The organism is Agrobacterium sp. DSM 25558, assembly GCF_900100825.1.
GTDB lineage: Bacteria > Pseudomonadota > Alphaproteobacteria > Rhizobiales > Rhizobiaceae > Agrobacterium.
This window is the reverse complement of sequence record NZ_FMUD01000034.1, coordinates 1-14,829: the sequence shown is the minus strand read 5'-3', so window position 1 is coordinate 14,829 and position 14,829 is coordinate 1. Positions and strand designations below refer to the sequence as shown.

The window sequence follows — 14,829 nt, the reverse complement described above, 5'->3', positions numbered from 1 at the left end:
ACAATCATTGATCCATTAAATACTGTATATACAGTATTTAATGAGGAGTTGCATATGCCTGCCTATGTCCACGTTAATCTCCGCATCAAGGATTCGGCCAAGCAAGCCGCATTGGGACCTCGCTTTCAAGCCGCATTGCAGGCAGCAGGAGGCCGTATTCTGCATTTTGGGCCCGTAGTTCAGATGCTGGAAGGGGATGTGTCACCACTACCTATGGCTGGCATTTTTGAATTCCCAACCCTGGCCGACGCACTAGCGTTCTATGAGTCATCAGAATACGCACCGATCAAGGTCGAGCGCCATGAGGCGCAGGAAGCACGCATGTTTATCGTCGACGCGGGCTAAGCCTTATGTAGGTTTTCTGTTCCGTTGCTACTCAGACCCCGTGACCAGCAGCCGCGGTCGACCGAACATCGGCCAGGCGTGATGGAGATTGCGCGCGGCAAGCCATGCGTTTTTCGGGCACATAGCCTGGGCGAGGCATAGCGCCACGGAGAGAACCGACGGCTTCTCCAGGGTAAGGCAGAAGCCGAGAATAGATCGTGTCGACACATCGGTGATAATTGTCAGGTAAGGGCGGCCGATAAACACACCAGCACCGTCGACAACCTCCACGAAATTGATGTCGGTTGGCGTATGATCAATTTGGCAAACGGCGAGCGGATGCGGTGCGTGGATGTAGCCGGGCCGTGGCTTCAGCCGCAGCAAGTGCTTTGGATTGGCGGATCGCTTCCTCGCGATCTCTTCAGGCGAAAACAGCATCGGGATGCGGTGGGCGACCGTCACGTAAGAAGGCACCGCGACACCGGCTTCCTCGCACCGCGCGCGGATCTCATCGACCACGGGCGCAAGTGCGGCTGGCTCAAGCGTCAGCCACTTCTCGCGAAGAGTTGCCGCGACGATGTCCTCCACCTGTTCCGGCAGCCGCTTGCGCCGACTGGTGGCGGTGCGAGGCAGCAGGGCCGTCACCGTTCGATCGGCGCGATAACGGGCAAGGAGATTGTAGATCTGCCGGGCGGTAAGCCGTAGTTCAGCTGCCGCACGTTTGATGGCAGCTTGTTTCGGATCGCGTCCGTCGAGGATCTTGTCCAATTCCCGGGCGATGCGCCGCGCCGTCGACCACTGCTCGTCTGAAATCGGGCGCGTCATGGGTGCGATCTGATCCTGAAATGGCTTCGACAAGGGCTCAATGAAATTATTACGGGGCAACCTTCACCATTTTAGTCCTCGGACCAAACGCCCGTATGACAATTAGGGCGGTTCTGGAGAGGGCGGAATGGCGCTCTGGACCGAGCAAGATATGGAACTTAAAGTCACGTATTTGAAATACCTGACGTTTAGGGAAAGGGAAGGAACCATTCTACGCTCTGTTGTGGGTTCCGGCATCGTGTCCAGAATTTGCGTGTCGGGTGGTGACACCTCCGGTGCGGCCATCAGCGCCTTGTCCATCGCCGCTTTGCTAGTAGCCCGATCTATTCGCCAGGCGCACCCTTGTGTCCCGGCATCACATCGTCGGGGCGAGAGCTCGAGATCGCATTGAATGGTGGCCAGGTGGGACAGGACGATTACTTCTGCCGGCTCAAGGGCGCTATAGTATGTTGAATCAATTTATCGATCAGAGGTCATGTCGTGACCGAAAGCGGCTAGAACGACAAGAATGATGGCCGGAATATCATGTGTCGGGCGTGAGGGTCGTTGACTCACAAAATTTCTCGTTGCCTATTCGTAAAAGGTGTAGGTTGCGAGCGCATTGAGAGACGAGATGCTTCCCACGCAAAAAGGTTTTATTGAAGAGGGCCTCGTTTACCGCTTCTACGACATCGGGGTCTTCATCTCTGGCTTAGCGCCGATCCCGAAAACTGTGTTGAGCTATCTGTCGGAAAACGAGCTTCGAGAGGCGGATTCGGTGATTGACGCCGCCGAGCGAATACGTCGATTGTTGGCGAAAGCAATCCTGAAGGCAGAACTCGCCAGCATTCTCCATGCGAAGCCGTCCTCGCTTTTATTCGAGCAAGCGCTTCGCGGTAAACCTTTTCTGTCCAGCTCAGACTTCTCCTGGCTTCGATTTAGCATTTCTCACTCAGGTGACTTTATTGCGATCGCCACCGGTCTAACCGAGGTTGGCATAGATATCGAAATGCACCGTCCATTCGAGGATCCCAACAACTTTTTGGATCTGTATTTTTGCCGGGATGAGTATCAATGGTTCCTCGAAGCCAATGACGGAACGGAACTTGAAAAGTTTTTCGCATTATGGACTCGGAAGGAAGCTCTGCTGAAAGCTATGGGGACCGGCTTCAGCCGCGCTCCGGAGACTATTTCTGCTGCGGGTGATGAAGTCATCGAAGGCCATTGGCGGGTGCACACCATCGTTGCGCCCACGGGTTATTCATCTGCTGTTTCCTGGCACGTTTAACTTGGTGGTGTTGTCGGGCATCTTCACTGTAACCGCCCGAGTGTTACCGCAGAGAATTCGCTTTGATGCGGGCGACGAGCCGTTGTTGTCGCCCCCGGGATGATGCGGTCGTAGCGCACTACAGTACCTCCTGAGCACATAGCCCATCTTGGGATGGGTTTGAGCTATTCATGCCAGTTCATTCGCCAAGGCAAATGCTGCGGCAACGTTCAGGATAGCAGGGTTGCTGACACCAATTGAGGGCCAGTTGATCTGACCGAGTGTAAAGCAATTACCGCACATGCCGTGGATTTGGCGCCAAGATTTGACTTCGAGGTCGGTCACCTCACTATTAATTAAGGTATCGTGCACGACATACTTCGCCACCGTCTGGGTCTGAACAGACTGATTTTCGAGTGCTTCAAAATCCAAGAACCTTTCTGCAAAGTCCTTTGTTCTATCCTGAAAATATGTGAACTGAGCGGACAGTGCTTCAGCAAAAAGCGCTGGATTATCTACGCCACGCGATTCCGCTGATGCAGCAAAACCTGAACTTCCAGACAGTTGGTCATCGGTTTTTTGTTGGAGGGATGGAAATTCGAACAGACAAGTTATTGTGCAGGCGAAATCTGCTGTCTTTGGGAGTATTTTTGCAGAAAGCTCCAATGCATCTGGTGACATACGATGCACTTGATCGGCGGTCCAGCCTGGGGCTAGGCTCGCCAAACATATCTGGAAATGATGGTCGAACGGCCCCTCGTTTCGGTTTGGTCTAGCCAACATCGCACCCATCGCGGTTGGTCTTTTAGTTGGCTCAAGCAGCCTCCCGGTAATGACATGTGAGACGACGCCGTGGCACGCTATCGAGTGCGTGACATTACCAAGGCGGTTGCTCAAGCGGAAGTTTTCGAGTGCTCCCGCGCAGAGGACGAACTGTGCTCCGGAAAAGTGCTTCTCAACGTCACCAAACTTCAGACCGGTGATCTGTTGTTCTTCAGCCAACAGCTCCGATACCCGCGCGCCACAAACGATATTAATTATATTTTTCCCAGATGAGAAAATTTCACGCCAAACCGAAACCGCAGAGAATTTAACGCCATTCCTCCTGGCTATCGACGCGGGATTAATCGAATAACCTGAAACAGCGGACCAAGGAAATTTGTCTCCGGGCATCGACGTAGTATCTGCACGATCAGTCCCAAGGAACTCTTCAGCTTCTTGGAATTCGCTGAGGAGGGTCGTCACCAATTTTTTGGGCCATCTATCAAGTTCCTCGATCGTGGGCCGGGGCGTCCAAGCTGTCCAGAAAAGCGTGCGGCCACCGAACAAGATCCTGTGTGGAACAAGGCTTGGCAATCCTGCGCCGATCTCTTCGTCAGCTACCTCCTGAAAAGCCGTCCAAGCCGCATCCTCGGTTTCCTGCTGGAAATGTTCAGACAGTCTTGGCAGTCCGGCCTCGATGACAAGAATGCGCTTGTTTCGGCTCAATTTGGTGAGGCGATGGACAAAGCTCACTGCAGTTAGACCGGATCCCACAATAACAAAATCATACTCGTCGTTCAGGCAAGGTAAATCCGGAGTGAAGTTGTGTAACCACGACGCCATATGCACTCCTGTTGGAATTACTCGATTTGAGTTCGTTGTTATTTATGAATCCGTGCCGAAATAGCGGTCTCCGAAGTCACCGATCCCTGGGAGCATAAAAGCATTCCCGTTTAGGCTGCGTTCGATTGATGACGTAACAATTCTGATCCCCGGCCGTTCGGCGGTGAACCTGCGTAACCCTTCGGGTGAAGCTAGAAAATTTACAAATATGATGTGATCTTCGGGAACGCCGCTATCCAACAAGACTTTCGTGGCTTCGAGTGCGCTACCGCCAGTCGCCAACATCGGTTCCAAAAGCAGAACGTGACGGTGTGAAATGTCCGCAGGCAGGTTGGTATAAAGGTGAAGTGGCAATTTCGTCAATTTATCCCGCTGTATTAGAATTTTCCCGATTGGTATAGCGCCCAAAGCATCGCGCAACTCTGCCTCCATACTTTCACCAGAACGGACTACCGAGACGCCGCAAAGGTTAGCCGCCAAATCGAGACCGCTGTAAATTTCTTTGACAGGTGTCTCGACCGCTTTTGTCTCGAACGGCAAGAGCTCCAAGCTCGCATCGATCAACAATCGAATGATTCGGTTGGCGTAAAAGACAAACTCGTCACGGGACGCATTGCGCGCCCTCACTTTCGTGTGGAGCGCGCGAAGCAGCTTCGATTGCGGAAGGAGATGGACATTTGGGCTAACGTGGTGAGAATCCACGGCCTGAGCGATGCTGTTCGACAAGGCATATTCCTCACTTTTTATTCTGTTGCCGGTTGTTCGAAAGACGGAGGAAGGTCCGGGGTCGCCGTGAACTGACCAGCTGCTGCCCGGTAGATTGTCCGGCCGCCGGTCCGTTCCCAAAGCCGCTTTAAGACGTAGACAAGTTTCGGGTTGTGTTCCTCCTCTTCCTCAAACGCCCGTCCCACTATATTCGCCCAGTCATCCGCAGAATGACGAGCAGTCACATCGTCAACTGAAGAGTGGAAGAGCTTGTGTAGAGCTTGAAGTTTGGACCGCTTGACGAAAAGTCTCTCGGCAAAAATGACACCTAGCATCCCGATCCAAAAGCATTGCGCAACATTATTGCGGATTTCTGGCGAAGCGGCATCGGCGATTTGTTCCATCGCATGAAGAGACGTGATTAAGTGGAGAATGACGAAGTCACCCGGCTGCGAAAGATAGAGCAATGTTACGAGATAGTAGAGTTCATCCCAACGGGGCTCCGTTTCAAAACTCCAGGCTGGTAATTGGTAAATCAGAGGATGGCCGACAGAAAGGATGCGCGCAATCCGGAATTGAAGACCTGAACGTTGGAGCTCAGGGTGGATTCCATCCGGCTCCGCGGGCTGTCGAAGAAAATTTTCTACCCACTCGCCCAACCTTTGCTTTTCCCATTGATCGACAATTTCGAACAACGAATTGACCGCGTTATCGCCTCTTTCTCCTCGGGTTGCTTCTGCTCGTTCAGGATGACAACTTACATACGCGAAAGCCATGTAGGCTAGACCTTCGATGACCATCCACCGGCTTTCAATATCCAGGCCCCATCCGAGATGAATTGTCGCGTGAGTGAACGCTCCCACCCACCCAGGCAACAACTCTGGCAGATATTCGCGAAGTACCGAATCAAGCCCATAAATTTCTGTTTGCCCATCAAAAAACTCGCAATATGATGCGAAATGCGAGCGCTGACCTAGGAAATCGCGCCAATTCTCCTTCGATATCGGTACTCTTGGCGGACGGGGTTGCTCCAACCCGAAACCGTACGGCGTTTCAATCGCGTAGTTGTCATAATACCGCTTGATCGCCTCGGGTGCTGCTCCAAGTCGCGCAAGGGCCACCACCGCGTGCTTTGCATGGTTGGTAAGGTGCCCATTGAATTCAATGTGATAGGTTCGGTCACTGAGGAGATCGTCGATCAACTTTGAACTGGTCATGGCTTACCCTCCAGCCGACGCTTGCGAAACATCCCAGATAAATAGATGGCACTGACCACGAGAATTACCCCGATCGACGTAAGAATGGTCGGACCCTTGCCACTGACTATCCAGTCAAAGATTACAGCGGTAATCATCTGTCCGCTGATAACGAACAGCGCGGCTTTGACAGCTCCCAGTCTAGGAAACACATAACTGCTGACGACTACGAAGAGAGCGCCAAAGAAGCCGCCGAGGTAGGCCGCAGGCGGAGCAACAGTCAACGGATAGTAAAGAGGTTGGCCGGAGACGAGGATGAGGAGCGTGACGAACGCAAGACCAACAAGATGCGCCCATACGGATGCATTGAATGGGCCAACATGGGAGCTAAGCCGGCCGTAAACGGTGCGGCTTGTCCCAACCACAATCCCGTTAAGTAACCCAATAAGTACATAGAGCATCGAATCTCAGCCCTTTCCAAATATTATCAACGAGCTGCCGCACAGCACCGTCAACGCGACAATAAGGTCGAAAATCGAAACCTTCCGCGTCTCACTGCCAAAGAGCCCGAATTGATCTGAAATCATCCCAAAGGCGGTCTGACCCACGAGAGAAAGAGCGATGACCCCTGATAAAGATAGACCGCCATTGACAGCCATCGTGGGGAGTATGACCGTTAGTGCACCAGCAATACCGCCGAGGTACATCCAAAATGGTGGCTTTTCGTTGGAAACGCTGCCTGCCTTTGGTCGGCCTAGTAGAAAGGACGCGCTAGTCGCAATAATTAATGCGACAATTGCCCCGCCTGCATGTGCGACAAAGGATGAGAATATCGGGGTTGTGCTGTGCGCTAGGAGGCTGCTGCAGCTTATAAGAAGTGTCAGCAATGCTCCGCCGATAAGTGCGAGGGCGTAGAGGCCAAGCCGGTCAAGCATATGCTTTTCCCTTCCACGTATTCTCTGCGATTATGCTCAGAACGTCCTGAAATGAGGCCGCCAGATGAGTGGGCTTAGCCGCCATGATCTGTTGATGATTGTGGACGCCGTAGGTAACGCCGATTGAACGAATGCCCGCAGCATTCGCCATCTGCACGTCATGTGTCGTATCGCCGATCATCAGCGTGCTTTCCCTGTCTGCTCCAGTTTGTTGGAGGATCCGTTCAACGGCCTCGGGATGCGGTTTTGGATTGTCGACTTGGTCAGCTCCGAGAACAACCGCAAAAAAGGGAAGGATCGCGCTCGCTCCGAGTATGGCTTCGGCGCTGGCCTGGAACTTGTTAGTTGCGACCGCTAGGGTGATTTTATTGGTGCGCAAAAGTCCTAGGCCGTCCGCTACTCCTGGATAAAGTAGATCAACGGCCTTTGGCAGGATCAGGGTTCGAAAATGAGCTAGGTAACGAGAGACGCAATCCGTCACCTGCTCGGAATCCTCGCTCTCACCTGTCAACAGTGCGAACGCCGCCGGGAGAGGGAGCCCAATAGTAGAGCGAATGCTTTCTGGGGGAGGAACTGGCACATCGGTCAAAGAAAATACACCCGAAAATACTTCGACAATGGCGCTCGGAGTATCAAACAGTGTTCCGTCCAAATCGAAAATTAAAAGCTGATTTTTCATCTGACTTCGACCTCATTCGATTGTCGAGGAAACGCGGGCGGGTCGAAGTTGGCGTAGGCAACGGCAAGCTCTGCTGCGGTTTCTGCAGTGGTGATCAGAGCAGCTATGTTTGCGCTCGTTGATCGCCCTCCTGTTGCGAGGTCAACGGCTCGCATTATTTCTCTCGTAATCCCGTTTCCACGAATTCCAGCCGCCTCGGCGGCAGATATCGCGTCCCTGACCACCCTTTCGACATCTTCGAGCTCGAGGGAATCTTCAGTTTTAGTTGGTGAGGTGATCAATACGCCGCCGTTATTGCCCAAAGCCCAATGTAATTCCAAGGCGAGAGCAATGGCGTAACCGGTGTCAAGGCGCTGCGGACTTGGAAAGCCACTCGACCTACAGTAGAAGGCTGGAAAGTCGTCAGACTTATATGAGATTACAGGGACACAGTGAGTTTCGAGAAACTCCAGGGTCAGGCCCAGATCCAAAATATTTTTAGCGCCGGCACAGACTACTGCCACCCGTGAGCGCGTGAATTGGATGAGGTCAGCGGAAATATCCATTGTGTTTTCTCCGCCCCGATGAACTCCACCAATACCTGCAGAAGCAAAAAATCGAATTCCAGCCAAATCGGCGGCCACAATTGATGACGCTACGCTGGTCGCTCCCAGTCCGCCACGTGCTAGCGCTGCGCCCATATCTCGGCTGCTTACCTTTTCGATTCCTTCGGCCGAACCGAAACGTTCAATATCGACCGCTGACAACCCAATGCGAATTCGGCCGCTGTCAATTGTGATTGTGGCGGGCACGGCACCAGACTGGCGAACCTTGTTTTCCATCGCGAGCGCTGTGGAAACGTTGACTGGGTAGCGGAGGCCGTGCGCGAGAACGTTCGACTCTAGCGCAACCACCGGCGCCCCACGGTCGAGCGCTTCTCGGACTTCGTCTTCGAAAACTAGTAGCGAGTTTGCTGATAAGTGACGCATTTGGTTCTCAATACTGCGGTGTTTTTACGAGAAATTCATGCCTTGCCACGATTTCCGGTTGGTAAACCTCATCCTGCCATTGGGCGGGCGAAATGCTTTCAATTGAGATTGAAACGACTTTCTCGTCGCAACCGAAAGCCCGCGTCACAGCATTCACGATAGACCCGATAAGCTCGGCTCGTAGTTCGTCTGGCACTAAAGCGGGGAAATGTTTGATGTTCACGTGAGGCACGAGCGTCCTCCTTTTCCGATGGGGGCTGAAGATTGATGGGTGTTTGTCAGCACCGATTCTTTGAGGATTTGCTCTAGACAGTCTGCTAATTCAGTTGCCCCGGCGCTTCTAAGGAGACCATAATGATCCGCAGTAAGATCGATGGTTCGGTAGACGTGCGCGGCTTCCAGATCACCAGCCTCTAAAAAGGAGTGATCGTCGCCGGATGCCTTGATGATAGTTATCGGAGTAGAGATTTTTCGTGCAAATATTTCGCTATGGTCGTAACGAAATCCGTAGGTCAGTCTAACAAGCTCGACAATCCGTCTGGTTTGGTTGAAGTCTAGCTCAGGAAATCGCTCGTGAAGGAACACGGCGATCACTTCGTCATCATCGGCGATGCTCAGAAACTCTCGCAGCATCGGATGGGATAGTGTTCCTGTGAAAACAGACAACAAGATTGTTGCAAACTTGGCCCGATCGTCGGAGCCAATAGCTCCAGACATGGACGAAACAATCTGGTCTGTTTTGGGCGACCCTGGAGCAATAAGGACAAGCGCGTCAACCTCAAAGCCTCCACGCTCGAGTTGGTAGGCCGTTTCAAAAGCGATCCGAGCGCCGAAAGAATACCCAGAAAGCGTATATGGTCCGAACGGCTGCACCTCCCTGATCATTTCAATGTCGGCGGTCGCCATTGCACTTATAGTTGGGAATGGGCTCTCGCTTTCGTTCAACCCATATGCCTGGATGCCAAAAAAAGGACGGTTGGTCAGAAGTTGGGATGCAAGTGTCCGGAGGCTAAGAGGGTATCCGCCAAGGCCTGGCCAGCAAAAGATTGGTCGTCCCGGACCCGAGGATAGTCTCACGATGCGGGAGGTTGAGGATCTTCCGCCATCTTCGATACGTTGCGCCAACCTCTCGATTGTTGCTGCTTCGAAGACAGTTTGAATAGGCAGAGTGGCGTTGAAGACGACGTTTATCTTATGTGTGAGTATCACCGCCGTCAGAGAATTTCCGCCCGCCTCGAAGAAATCGTCATCAACGGATGGATCGTCAACTTTCAAAACATCCTTCCAAATGGCTGCAACCTTGTCTTCAGTAGACGAACGGGGCCTGATTAGATCCCCGCCCTTCCGAAAACTTTGAGACGAGAGTTGTTGGAGAATTGTAGAATCGACTTTGCCATTGGGGAGTAACGGAAGGTGGTTCAAAATCATTATTTTGGTGGGCATCATATATGCTGGCAATGTGCGGCTTAAGTCGTCCTTGATAAGCTCAGCCGGCCCCCGCATATGTACCGCATCTTCTTTCATCGCTTTGCTGACAATCTGTTCTTGACTTACCCGTCCGCCAACCGCGAAATAAGAAGCTTGAGCACCACTTCCCATCTTCGAAAGGATATCCGACAGCCGCCGCGCTGATCCGAGGTCGTGTCCATCGCGGGAGGAGTAACCCGAGGACATGAAACCGAATCCCAATGCGTTCATCTGCAGATGTTGGAGTTTTCGGCCTAGGTCCATATAACTCCGCCAGCCGTCGCTTTCCGTTAGCAGGCTTATGGCGAATTGAGATCGTTCGTAGACTTTCTGATTGATGGCAATTACATCATGCTTTTCGACGATTTCATCAGACAGTTTCGTAAGTCGGCCGTTCTTAAATTCGGACAGTCCAACCGCCAAGCCTGGTATCCCAGAGCCGTGTGGTTGGATCAGGAGACGGACGGAGTCATTCCAACTCTGATCTGCCTTTCGCGCAAACGGAAAACTACCGAGATATACATGGTCTTCCGAAATATCGAAGCGATGCCTGACCTCGGGCAGGAATTCGCCCGTTCCCACACCCAAGCCTGAATTGGCCAACACTCGGTCAAGTAGACCGACCATGTGGCCAGCTTCAAATTCCAATACTTCTCGCACATTAGTCTTGTAGATAGGCTCGATTGCTCGCCTCTTGCCGATAAAGTGAAAATCGATCTCCGGTGAGGCCGCTTCCGAGGTAGCATCAAATTTCACGAGTGTGTGCTGCGAAGGATGATAGTAATAGTATCCTGGCTCTAGGCTTGGAATCCCTCTTGCTTCGACATAAAGCTGTGTTGCGTAAAGTGCTCCAGGAGAGGCGTAGCCGTATTTCGGTAGCAGGCGTTCTTCGCTGTTGAATTGACCAAAGTACCTGAGAACGAAACCGAGGAGATCTAGGTTGATTTCGGCGAGGCTATCGTGCGATTCGGCCGCTGCGGGATCAGTTGAGAGAAGCTCGTACAATGCGGCAAGCGTCGTATCGCCACCATCGTAGAACCTGTAAGTCTTGCGTTGAAAAACCTGACTGATCTGCTCTATAGTGGGTTCCTTGCCAGGCAGGAGAACAGAAGATCGATCTTGGATTTCATGTGCCTCTCGCAACCCAAGGTTCGCGATCTGCGCACGCACCTGTAACCTGCTTGCTTTTGAATGGTGATGCGAGCTGCTGATGCCTTGGTCCATGACAGCGGCTTGTGTAGGGCTTAGTTCGATAAACGCGGTGAGAAACGTAGAATGAGAAAGCGGATCTTCGCTCGCGATGACGGCCGCACTGCGCACCCAGTCGTGGCGCTCGATAGCGAGTTTTATTTCGTCAAGCTCTATCCGAAAACCCCTAAGCTTTATCTGGTTATCTGCACGACCAATAAATTGGACGGTTCCATCGTCATTCCAGCGAGCTAGGTCGCCAGTACGATACAACCGGTCAGGATGTGACTGGTTTTCAACAGTAATGAAGATGAAGCTCTCTTCGGTCAGGTCGGTGCGACCGACGTAACCACGAGCCAACTGAATACCACCGATGAAAAGCTCACCGGTCTCCCCTCGAGTTACCGGCTTCCTCCCAGAATCGAGGATAAAAAACTCCATGCCATCCACGGGCTTCCCGATAGAAATCGACCCATCTGACTTGGCAGCTTCTTCGACATTAACCACATGCGAAGACGCGTTGATCGTGCATTCCGTCGGCCCGTAAAGGTTGATCAGTTCGCACTCAGAAAGTTGATCAAAAAACTGCTTCGCCGTAGCGGTTGACAAAACCTCGCCGCCACTGAAAACTTGGCGAAGAGTGGCACATTCGCGGAATAGATCTACGTCAAGGAGCGCCTTAAGCATCGTGGGCACACACTGTAAGGTCGTTATGCTATGACGTTGTATTTCCGAGATCAAAGCAATGGGATCTCGATGGCTTTCGCCTGGTGCCATTACGACAGTCGCGCCGCAGGCCGAAGCGAGTAGCTCCCACTGGGCCGCATCAAAACTGATCGGCGTCTTCTGGAGCACTGTTTTTGAGCCGTCCAACCCATGAGATCGGCTTAGCCACTGCATCTGATGAACGATGCTGCGGTTGTCGATCATCACACCCTTCGGTTTGCCTGAACTTCCAGAGGTATAAATGACGTAAGCCAAATCGCGACCCGTTATTTTAGCCAAGGAACCTCGCCCCATCGTGTGCGGGGCAGGGAGGAAATTGCGGCAAACAAGAGCCGAAAGATCGAGAACTATGACTTGGGGAGGAGCAAGCGATTTCAACCGCGAAATAAGTGGTGCTTCCGCCAGAATTATCCTTATCTTGGCATCCTCGATCATGAACCGCAGACGATCGTCGGGATAATCCGGCGCCAACGGTAGGTACGCCGCTCCGGAGAAGATCGCTCCCCATATTCCGACAAGCAAATTCAGGTTTCGCGTCGAAAATATTCCGATGCAGGTATCTACCTCCGCACCGGCTTCTTGGAGTTCACTTCCAACTGACAACGCTAATGAAGATAGACGTCCAAACGTTAACTCTTCATCACCGCTGACAGCAGCAACTTTGTTCGGATGAAGCTCAGTTTGCGAAAGGAGAAGATCGGCTAGTACCCTTGATTCGGGGGCCTCTCCCGAGGCCTGTAACGCAGTCGCACCTGCAGTTGCATGCATGACCTACCCTCCTCGCCAGCTGAAAAATACACCTGTAGTTGGTACACTCGCTTCCCATGCAATTAAACAGACATGAAATCACAACTGATTGGACAGGTTGTCCTAAGTCGGTTCGCAGTTTCTAGCTTATCCAACAAACAGCAGTTGCGTTCTCCACGGTTACTCCCCACCTAATTCCGGGGATGTTGTGGTGGCGCTGCCAGAATTCCAAAAGATGGGAGACAACATGGACAGATTGAGCTCGCTGACGGCGTTCTTGAGATCTGCCGAATCTGGCAGCTTTACCGATGCTGCACGCCAGCTTGGCCTTACCCCGTCGGGGGTTGCGAAAGCCATAGGTCGACTTGAGGCGCGTATAGGGGTTCGTCTCTTTCACCGAAATACCCGAAGCATTTCGCTCACACCTGAAGGTGAACAGTTTTTCGGTCGGAGTAAGAAGATACTTGAGCAGTTAGCGGCCGCGGAGGACGAACTCTCTCAATCTTTGGTCAAGCCACATGGCAGGCTCCGCGTAAGCTTCCCTTTGTCCGGTATGCGGTCGATGCCGGAAATGTCGCGTTTCATGAATCAGTTTCCTGACGTTGAGCTGGATTTGGACTTTTCCGACAGGCTCGTAGACATCGTGGAAGAAGGTTTTGACGTTGCAGTCCGAACAGGTGACATTCGTGACTCTACGTTGATGACCCGCGTGCTAGGAAGCTTTGGACACAACATTGTGGGGACGGAGGCATATTTCGAGCTGCACGGGCTTCCTACCCGGCCTAGCGATCTCCGCCTACATCGATGTTTGTATCACCGGTATCCTTCGACCGGCAGATTGTCGCCATGGAAGCTAGTCGATGACGACCAAACGGATTTCCATGTTCCTGCTTTCGCTACGGCCAGCACACTTGAGCCCTTGCTGCATCTCACACTGGAAGGCACTGGGATTTCATATTTACCCTCGTATTTGATATCAACGTTAATCGAAGAACACCGACTTGTAACAGTTCTCGATCGCTTCACGAATGATATTGGTAAGTTTCGGGCTAATACCAACCGTCATTGATCAGAACCGTTGCGCCCAATGGCGTCGGCCAATTGACATGATCTTCCATGGACGTTGCTGGAGCGTTCTCCAAGCGTAACAGCAGTGATCGACGATATCCTCGTAGGACTTGAAGACGCGGTTTGAGAGCCAGTTGTCCCTCATGAATTGCCAGATGTTTTCAACGGGGTTCAACTCAGGTGATTTGGGCGGCAGTGGCAGGATGGTGATGTTTCCTGGGACGACGAGATTGTTGGACATATGCCATCCGGCTTGGTCCATGATGAGGACGGCGTGTGCGTTGTCGGCGACATTGCGGGATATCTCGATCATGTGCTGGTTCATGGCATGGGTGTCGCACCACGGCATGACGAGAGCGGCAGCCTTGCCCTGCTTGGGACAGATGGCACCGAAGATATAGGCCGATCGGGTTCGCTGGTCGTGCGGCGCGGATGGCCTTGTTCCCCGCTTAGCCCAGCGGCGGGTGATCTTGTTCTTCTGGCCTATCCGGGCTTCGTCCTGGAACCAGATTTCGATCACTTTGCCCTTAGCGGGACCGGCGGCGATTTCTGCCACAGCGGCGGGGAAGTTTTTTTAAATGCCTCGGCCGCCTCCCGATCCTGCGCATGATGTCTTGGGCGAGCCGAGAGCTTGCGATAGCCCATGGCCCGCACTTCGCGACCCAGGGTCTCCTCACTCACCGAGATGCGGAACTCTTCCCAAATCCATTGGGCAAGATCACACAGACGCCACCGAACGACGCCATCCAGATAGGGTGTCGGTCCGCGCTCGATGGCTTTCGCCAAGGCCGATCGCTGTTCGTCGTTCAGGAGAGTAGGCTTTCCCGGAGCCTTGCCGTTGATCAATCCGTCGGGACCGCGAGCATTGAAGCGGACCACCCAGTCGCGCACGATCTGAACTGTCACACTGCCGAGCCGAGCGGCATCGGCGCGTGAACCGCCGTCATAGATCGATGCGAGCGAAAGAAGCCGCCGCGCCTGATCGGCATCACGCGTCTGACGAGCTAGCCGCCGCAACCTGACCCCGTCGAAATCCGACCGCAATGAAAGCGCTGAACCCATCGCAAACCTCCTGTTTGCTCCACAGATTCAGATTCGTCCGTCGTTGGGAATCCCCAAGAGAGTCAGTCTTACCGACGACTGGTATAAC

General features: G+C 52.9%; 13 protein-coding genes and 1 pseudogene. 3 read left to right on the top strand and 11 right to left on the bottom strand.

Annotated features, from left to right (window positions below; all coding sequences use genetic code 11):
- Positions 1–54: 54 nt before the first annotated feature.
- Positions 55–345, top strand: coding sequence for a DUF1330 domain-containing protein (locus tag DSM25558_RS22355; RefSeq protein WP_077106883.1), 291 nt, complete (start codon positions 55–57; stop codon positions 343–345).
- Positions 346–378: 33 nt separating this feature from the next.
- Here DSM25558_RS22355 and DSM25558_RS22350 read toward each other — a convergent pair.
- Positions 379–1,149, bottom strand: a pseudogene (locus tag DSM25558_RS22350) (transposase); the annotation flags it as partial.
- A 613-nt stretch (positions 1,150–1,762) separates the two neighbouring features.
- On the opposite strand from DSM25558_RS22350, the gene DSM25558_RS22340 reads away from it, so the two are divergent.
- Complete coding sequence (locus DSM25558_RS22340; RefSeq protein ID WP_077106881.1) at positions 1,763–2,416, top strand: 4'-phosphopantetheinyl transferase family protein; 654 nt, start codon at positions 1,763–1,765, stop codon at positions 2,414–2,416.
- 168 nt (positions 2,417–2,584) lie between these two features.
- On the opposite strand, the gene DSM25558_RS22335 is transcribed toward DSM25558_RS22340, so the two are convergent.
- The 9 genes from DSM25558_RS22335 to DSM25558_RS22300 are packed head-to-tail and all read right to left on the bottom strand — an operon-like array spanning position 2,585 to position 12,632.
- The gene (locus DSM25558_RS22335; protein WP_077106880.1) at positions 2,585–4,000 is read right to left on the bottom strand and encodes a GMC family oxidoreductase; all 1,416 of its coding nucleotides are present in this window, start codon (positions 3,998–4,000) and stop codon (positions 2,585–2,587) included.
- Positions 4,001–4,042: 42 nt separating this feature from the next.
- Positions 4,043–4,726 carry a uracil phosphoribosyltransferase gene (gene upp, locus DSM25558_RS22330; RefSeq protein ID WP_200800791.1) on the bottom strand — a complete coding sequence of 228 codons (684 nt, stop codon included), beginning with the start codon at positions 4,724–4,726 and terminating at the stop codon, positions 4,043–4,045.
- 17 nt (positions 4,727–4,743) lie between these two features.
- The gene (locus DSM25558_RS22325; RefSeq protein ID WP_083716619.1) at positions 4,744–5,922 is read right to left on the bottom strand and encodes a questin oxidase family protein; all 1,179 of its coding nucleotides are present in this window, start codon (positions 5,920–5,922) and stop codon (positions 4,744–4,746) included.
- Positions 5,919–6,362 carry a DMT family transporter gene (locus DSM25558_RS22320; RefSeq protein ID WP_077106879.1) on the bottom strand — a complete coding sequence of 148 codons (444 nt, stop codon included), beginning with the start codon at positions 6,360–6,362 and terminating at the stop codon, positions 5,919–5,921. Before DSM25558_RS22320 ends, DSM25558_RS22325 begins: the two co-directional genes overlap by 4 nt.
- 6 nt (positions 6,363–6,368) lie before the next feature.
- A complete protein-coding gene (locus tag DSM25558_RS22315) occupies positions 6,369–6,836 on the bottom strand; it encodes a DMT family transporter (RefSeq protein WP_077106878.1) in 468 nt (155 codons plus the stop codon).
- Entirely contained in the window at positions 6,829–7,515 is a 687-nt protein-coding gene (locus tag DSM25558_RS22310) for an HAD family hydrolase (protein ID WP_077106877.1), read from the bottom strand. Before DSM25558_RS22310 ends, DSM25558_RS22315 begins: the two co-directional genes overlap by 8 nt.
- On the bottom strand, positions 7,512–8,483 hold the full coding sequence (locus DSM25558_RS22305; RefSeq protein WP_077106876.1) for a pseudouridine-5'-phosphate glycosidase: 972 nt from the start codon (positions 8,481–8,483) through the stop codon (positions 7,512–7,514). Before DSM25558_RS22305 ends, DSM25558_RS22310 begins: the two co-directional genes overlap by 4 nt.
- A 7-nt stretch (positions 8,484–8,490) precedes the next feature.
- Positions 8,491–8,715, bottom strand: coding sequence for a tautomerase family protein (locus DSM25558_RS27915; RefSeq protein ID WP_083716618.1), 225 nt, complete (start codon positions 8,713–8,715; stop codon positions 8,491–8,493).
- A complete protein-coding gene (locus tag DSM25558_RS22300; protein WP_083716617.1) occupies positions 8,703–12,632 on the bottom strand; it encodes an amino acid adenylation domain-containing protein in 3,930 nt (1,309 codons plus the stop codon). The genes DSM25558_RS27915 and DSM25558_RS22300 overlap by 13 nt, the downstream gene beginning before the upstream one ends.
- Before the next feature lie 226 nt (positions 12,633–12,858).
- On the opposite strand from DSM25558_RS22300, the gene DSM25558_RS22295 reads away from it, so the two are divergent.
- Positions 12,859–13,680: a LysR family transcriptional regulator gene (locus tag DSM25558_RS22295; RefSeq protein ID WP_077106875.1), complete on the top strand. Its 822-nt coding sequence runs from the start codon at positions 12,859–12,861 to the stop codon at positions 13,678–13,680.
- Here DSM25558_RS22295 and DSM25558_RS27910 read toward each other — a convergent pair.
- Positions 13,681–14,741 (bottom strand): IS630 family transposase gene (locus tag DSM25558_RS27910; protein WP_143240208.1). Its coding sequence is split into 2 segments (ribosomal slippage): positions 13,681–14,249 and positions 14,249–14,741, totalling 1,062 coding nucleotides; the frame shifts between segments, so codons are not numbered across the junction.
- Positions 14,742–14,829: the final 88 nt, after the last annotated feature.

Bases quoted from the DNA above. Each gene is read 5' to 3' on its own strand.
- DSM25558_RS22355 (WP_077106883.1), top strand. From the start codon at position 55: ATGCCTGCCTATGTCCACGTTAATCTCCGCATCAAGGATTCGGCCAAG.
- DSM25558_RS22340 (WP_077106881.1), top strand. From the start codon at position 1,763: ATGCTTCCCACGCAAAAAGGTTTTATTGAAGAGGGCCTCGTTTACCGC.
- DSM25558_RS22335 (WP_077106880.1), bottom strand. From the start codon at position 4,000: ATGGCGTCGTGGTTACACAACTTCACTCCGGATTTACCTTGCCTGAAC.
- DSM25558_RS22325 (WP_083716619.1), bottom strand. From the start codon at position 5,922: ATGACCAGTTCAAAGTTGATCGACGATCTCCTCAGTGACCGAACCTAT.
- DSM25558_RS22320 (WP_077106879.1), bottom strand. From the start codon at position 6,362: ATGCTCTATGTACTTATTGGGTTACTTAACGGGATTGTGGTTGGGACA.
- DSM25558_RS22315 (WP_077106878.1), bottom strand. From the start codon at position 6,836: ATGCTTGACCGGCTTGGCCTCTACGCCCTCGCACTTATCGGCGGAGCA.
- DSM25558_RS22310 (WP_077106877.1), bottom strand. From the start codon at position 7,515: ATGAAAAATCAGCTTTTAATTTTCGATTTGGACGGAACACTGTTTGAT.
- DSM25558_RS22305 (WP_077106876.1), bottom strand. From the start codon at position 8,483: ATGCGTCACTTATCAGCAAACTCGCTACTAGTTTTCGAAGACGAAGTC.
- DSM25558_RS22300 (WP_083716617.1), bottom strand. From the start codon at position 12,632: ATGCATGCAACTGCAGGTGCGACTGCGTTACAGGCCTCGGGAGAGGCC.
- DSM25558_RS22295 (WP_077106875.1), top strand. From the start codon at position 12,859: ATGGACAGATTGAGCTCGCTGACGGCGTTCTTGAGATCTGCCGAATCT.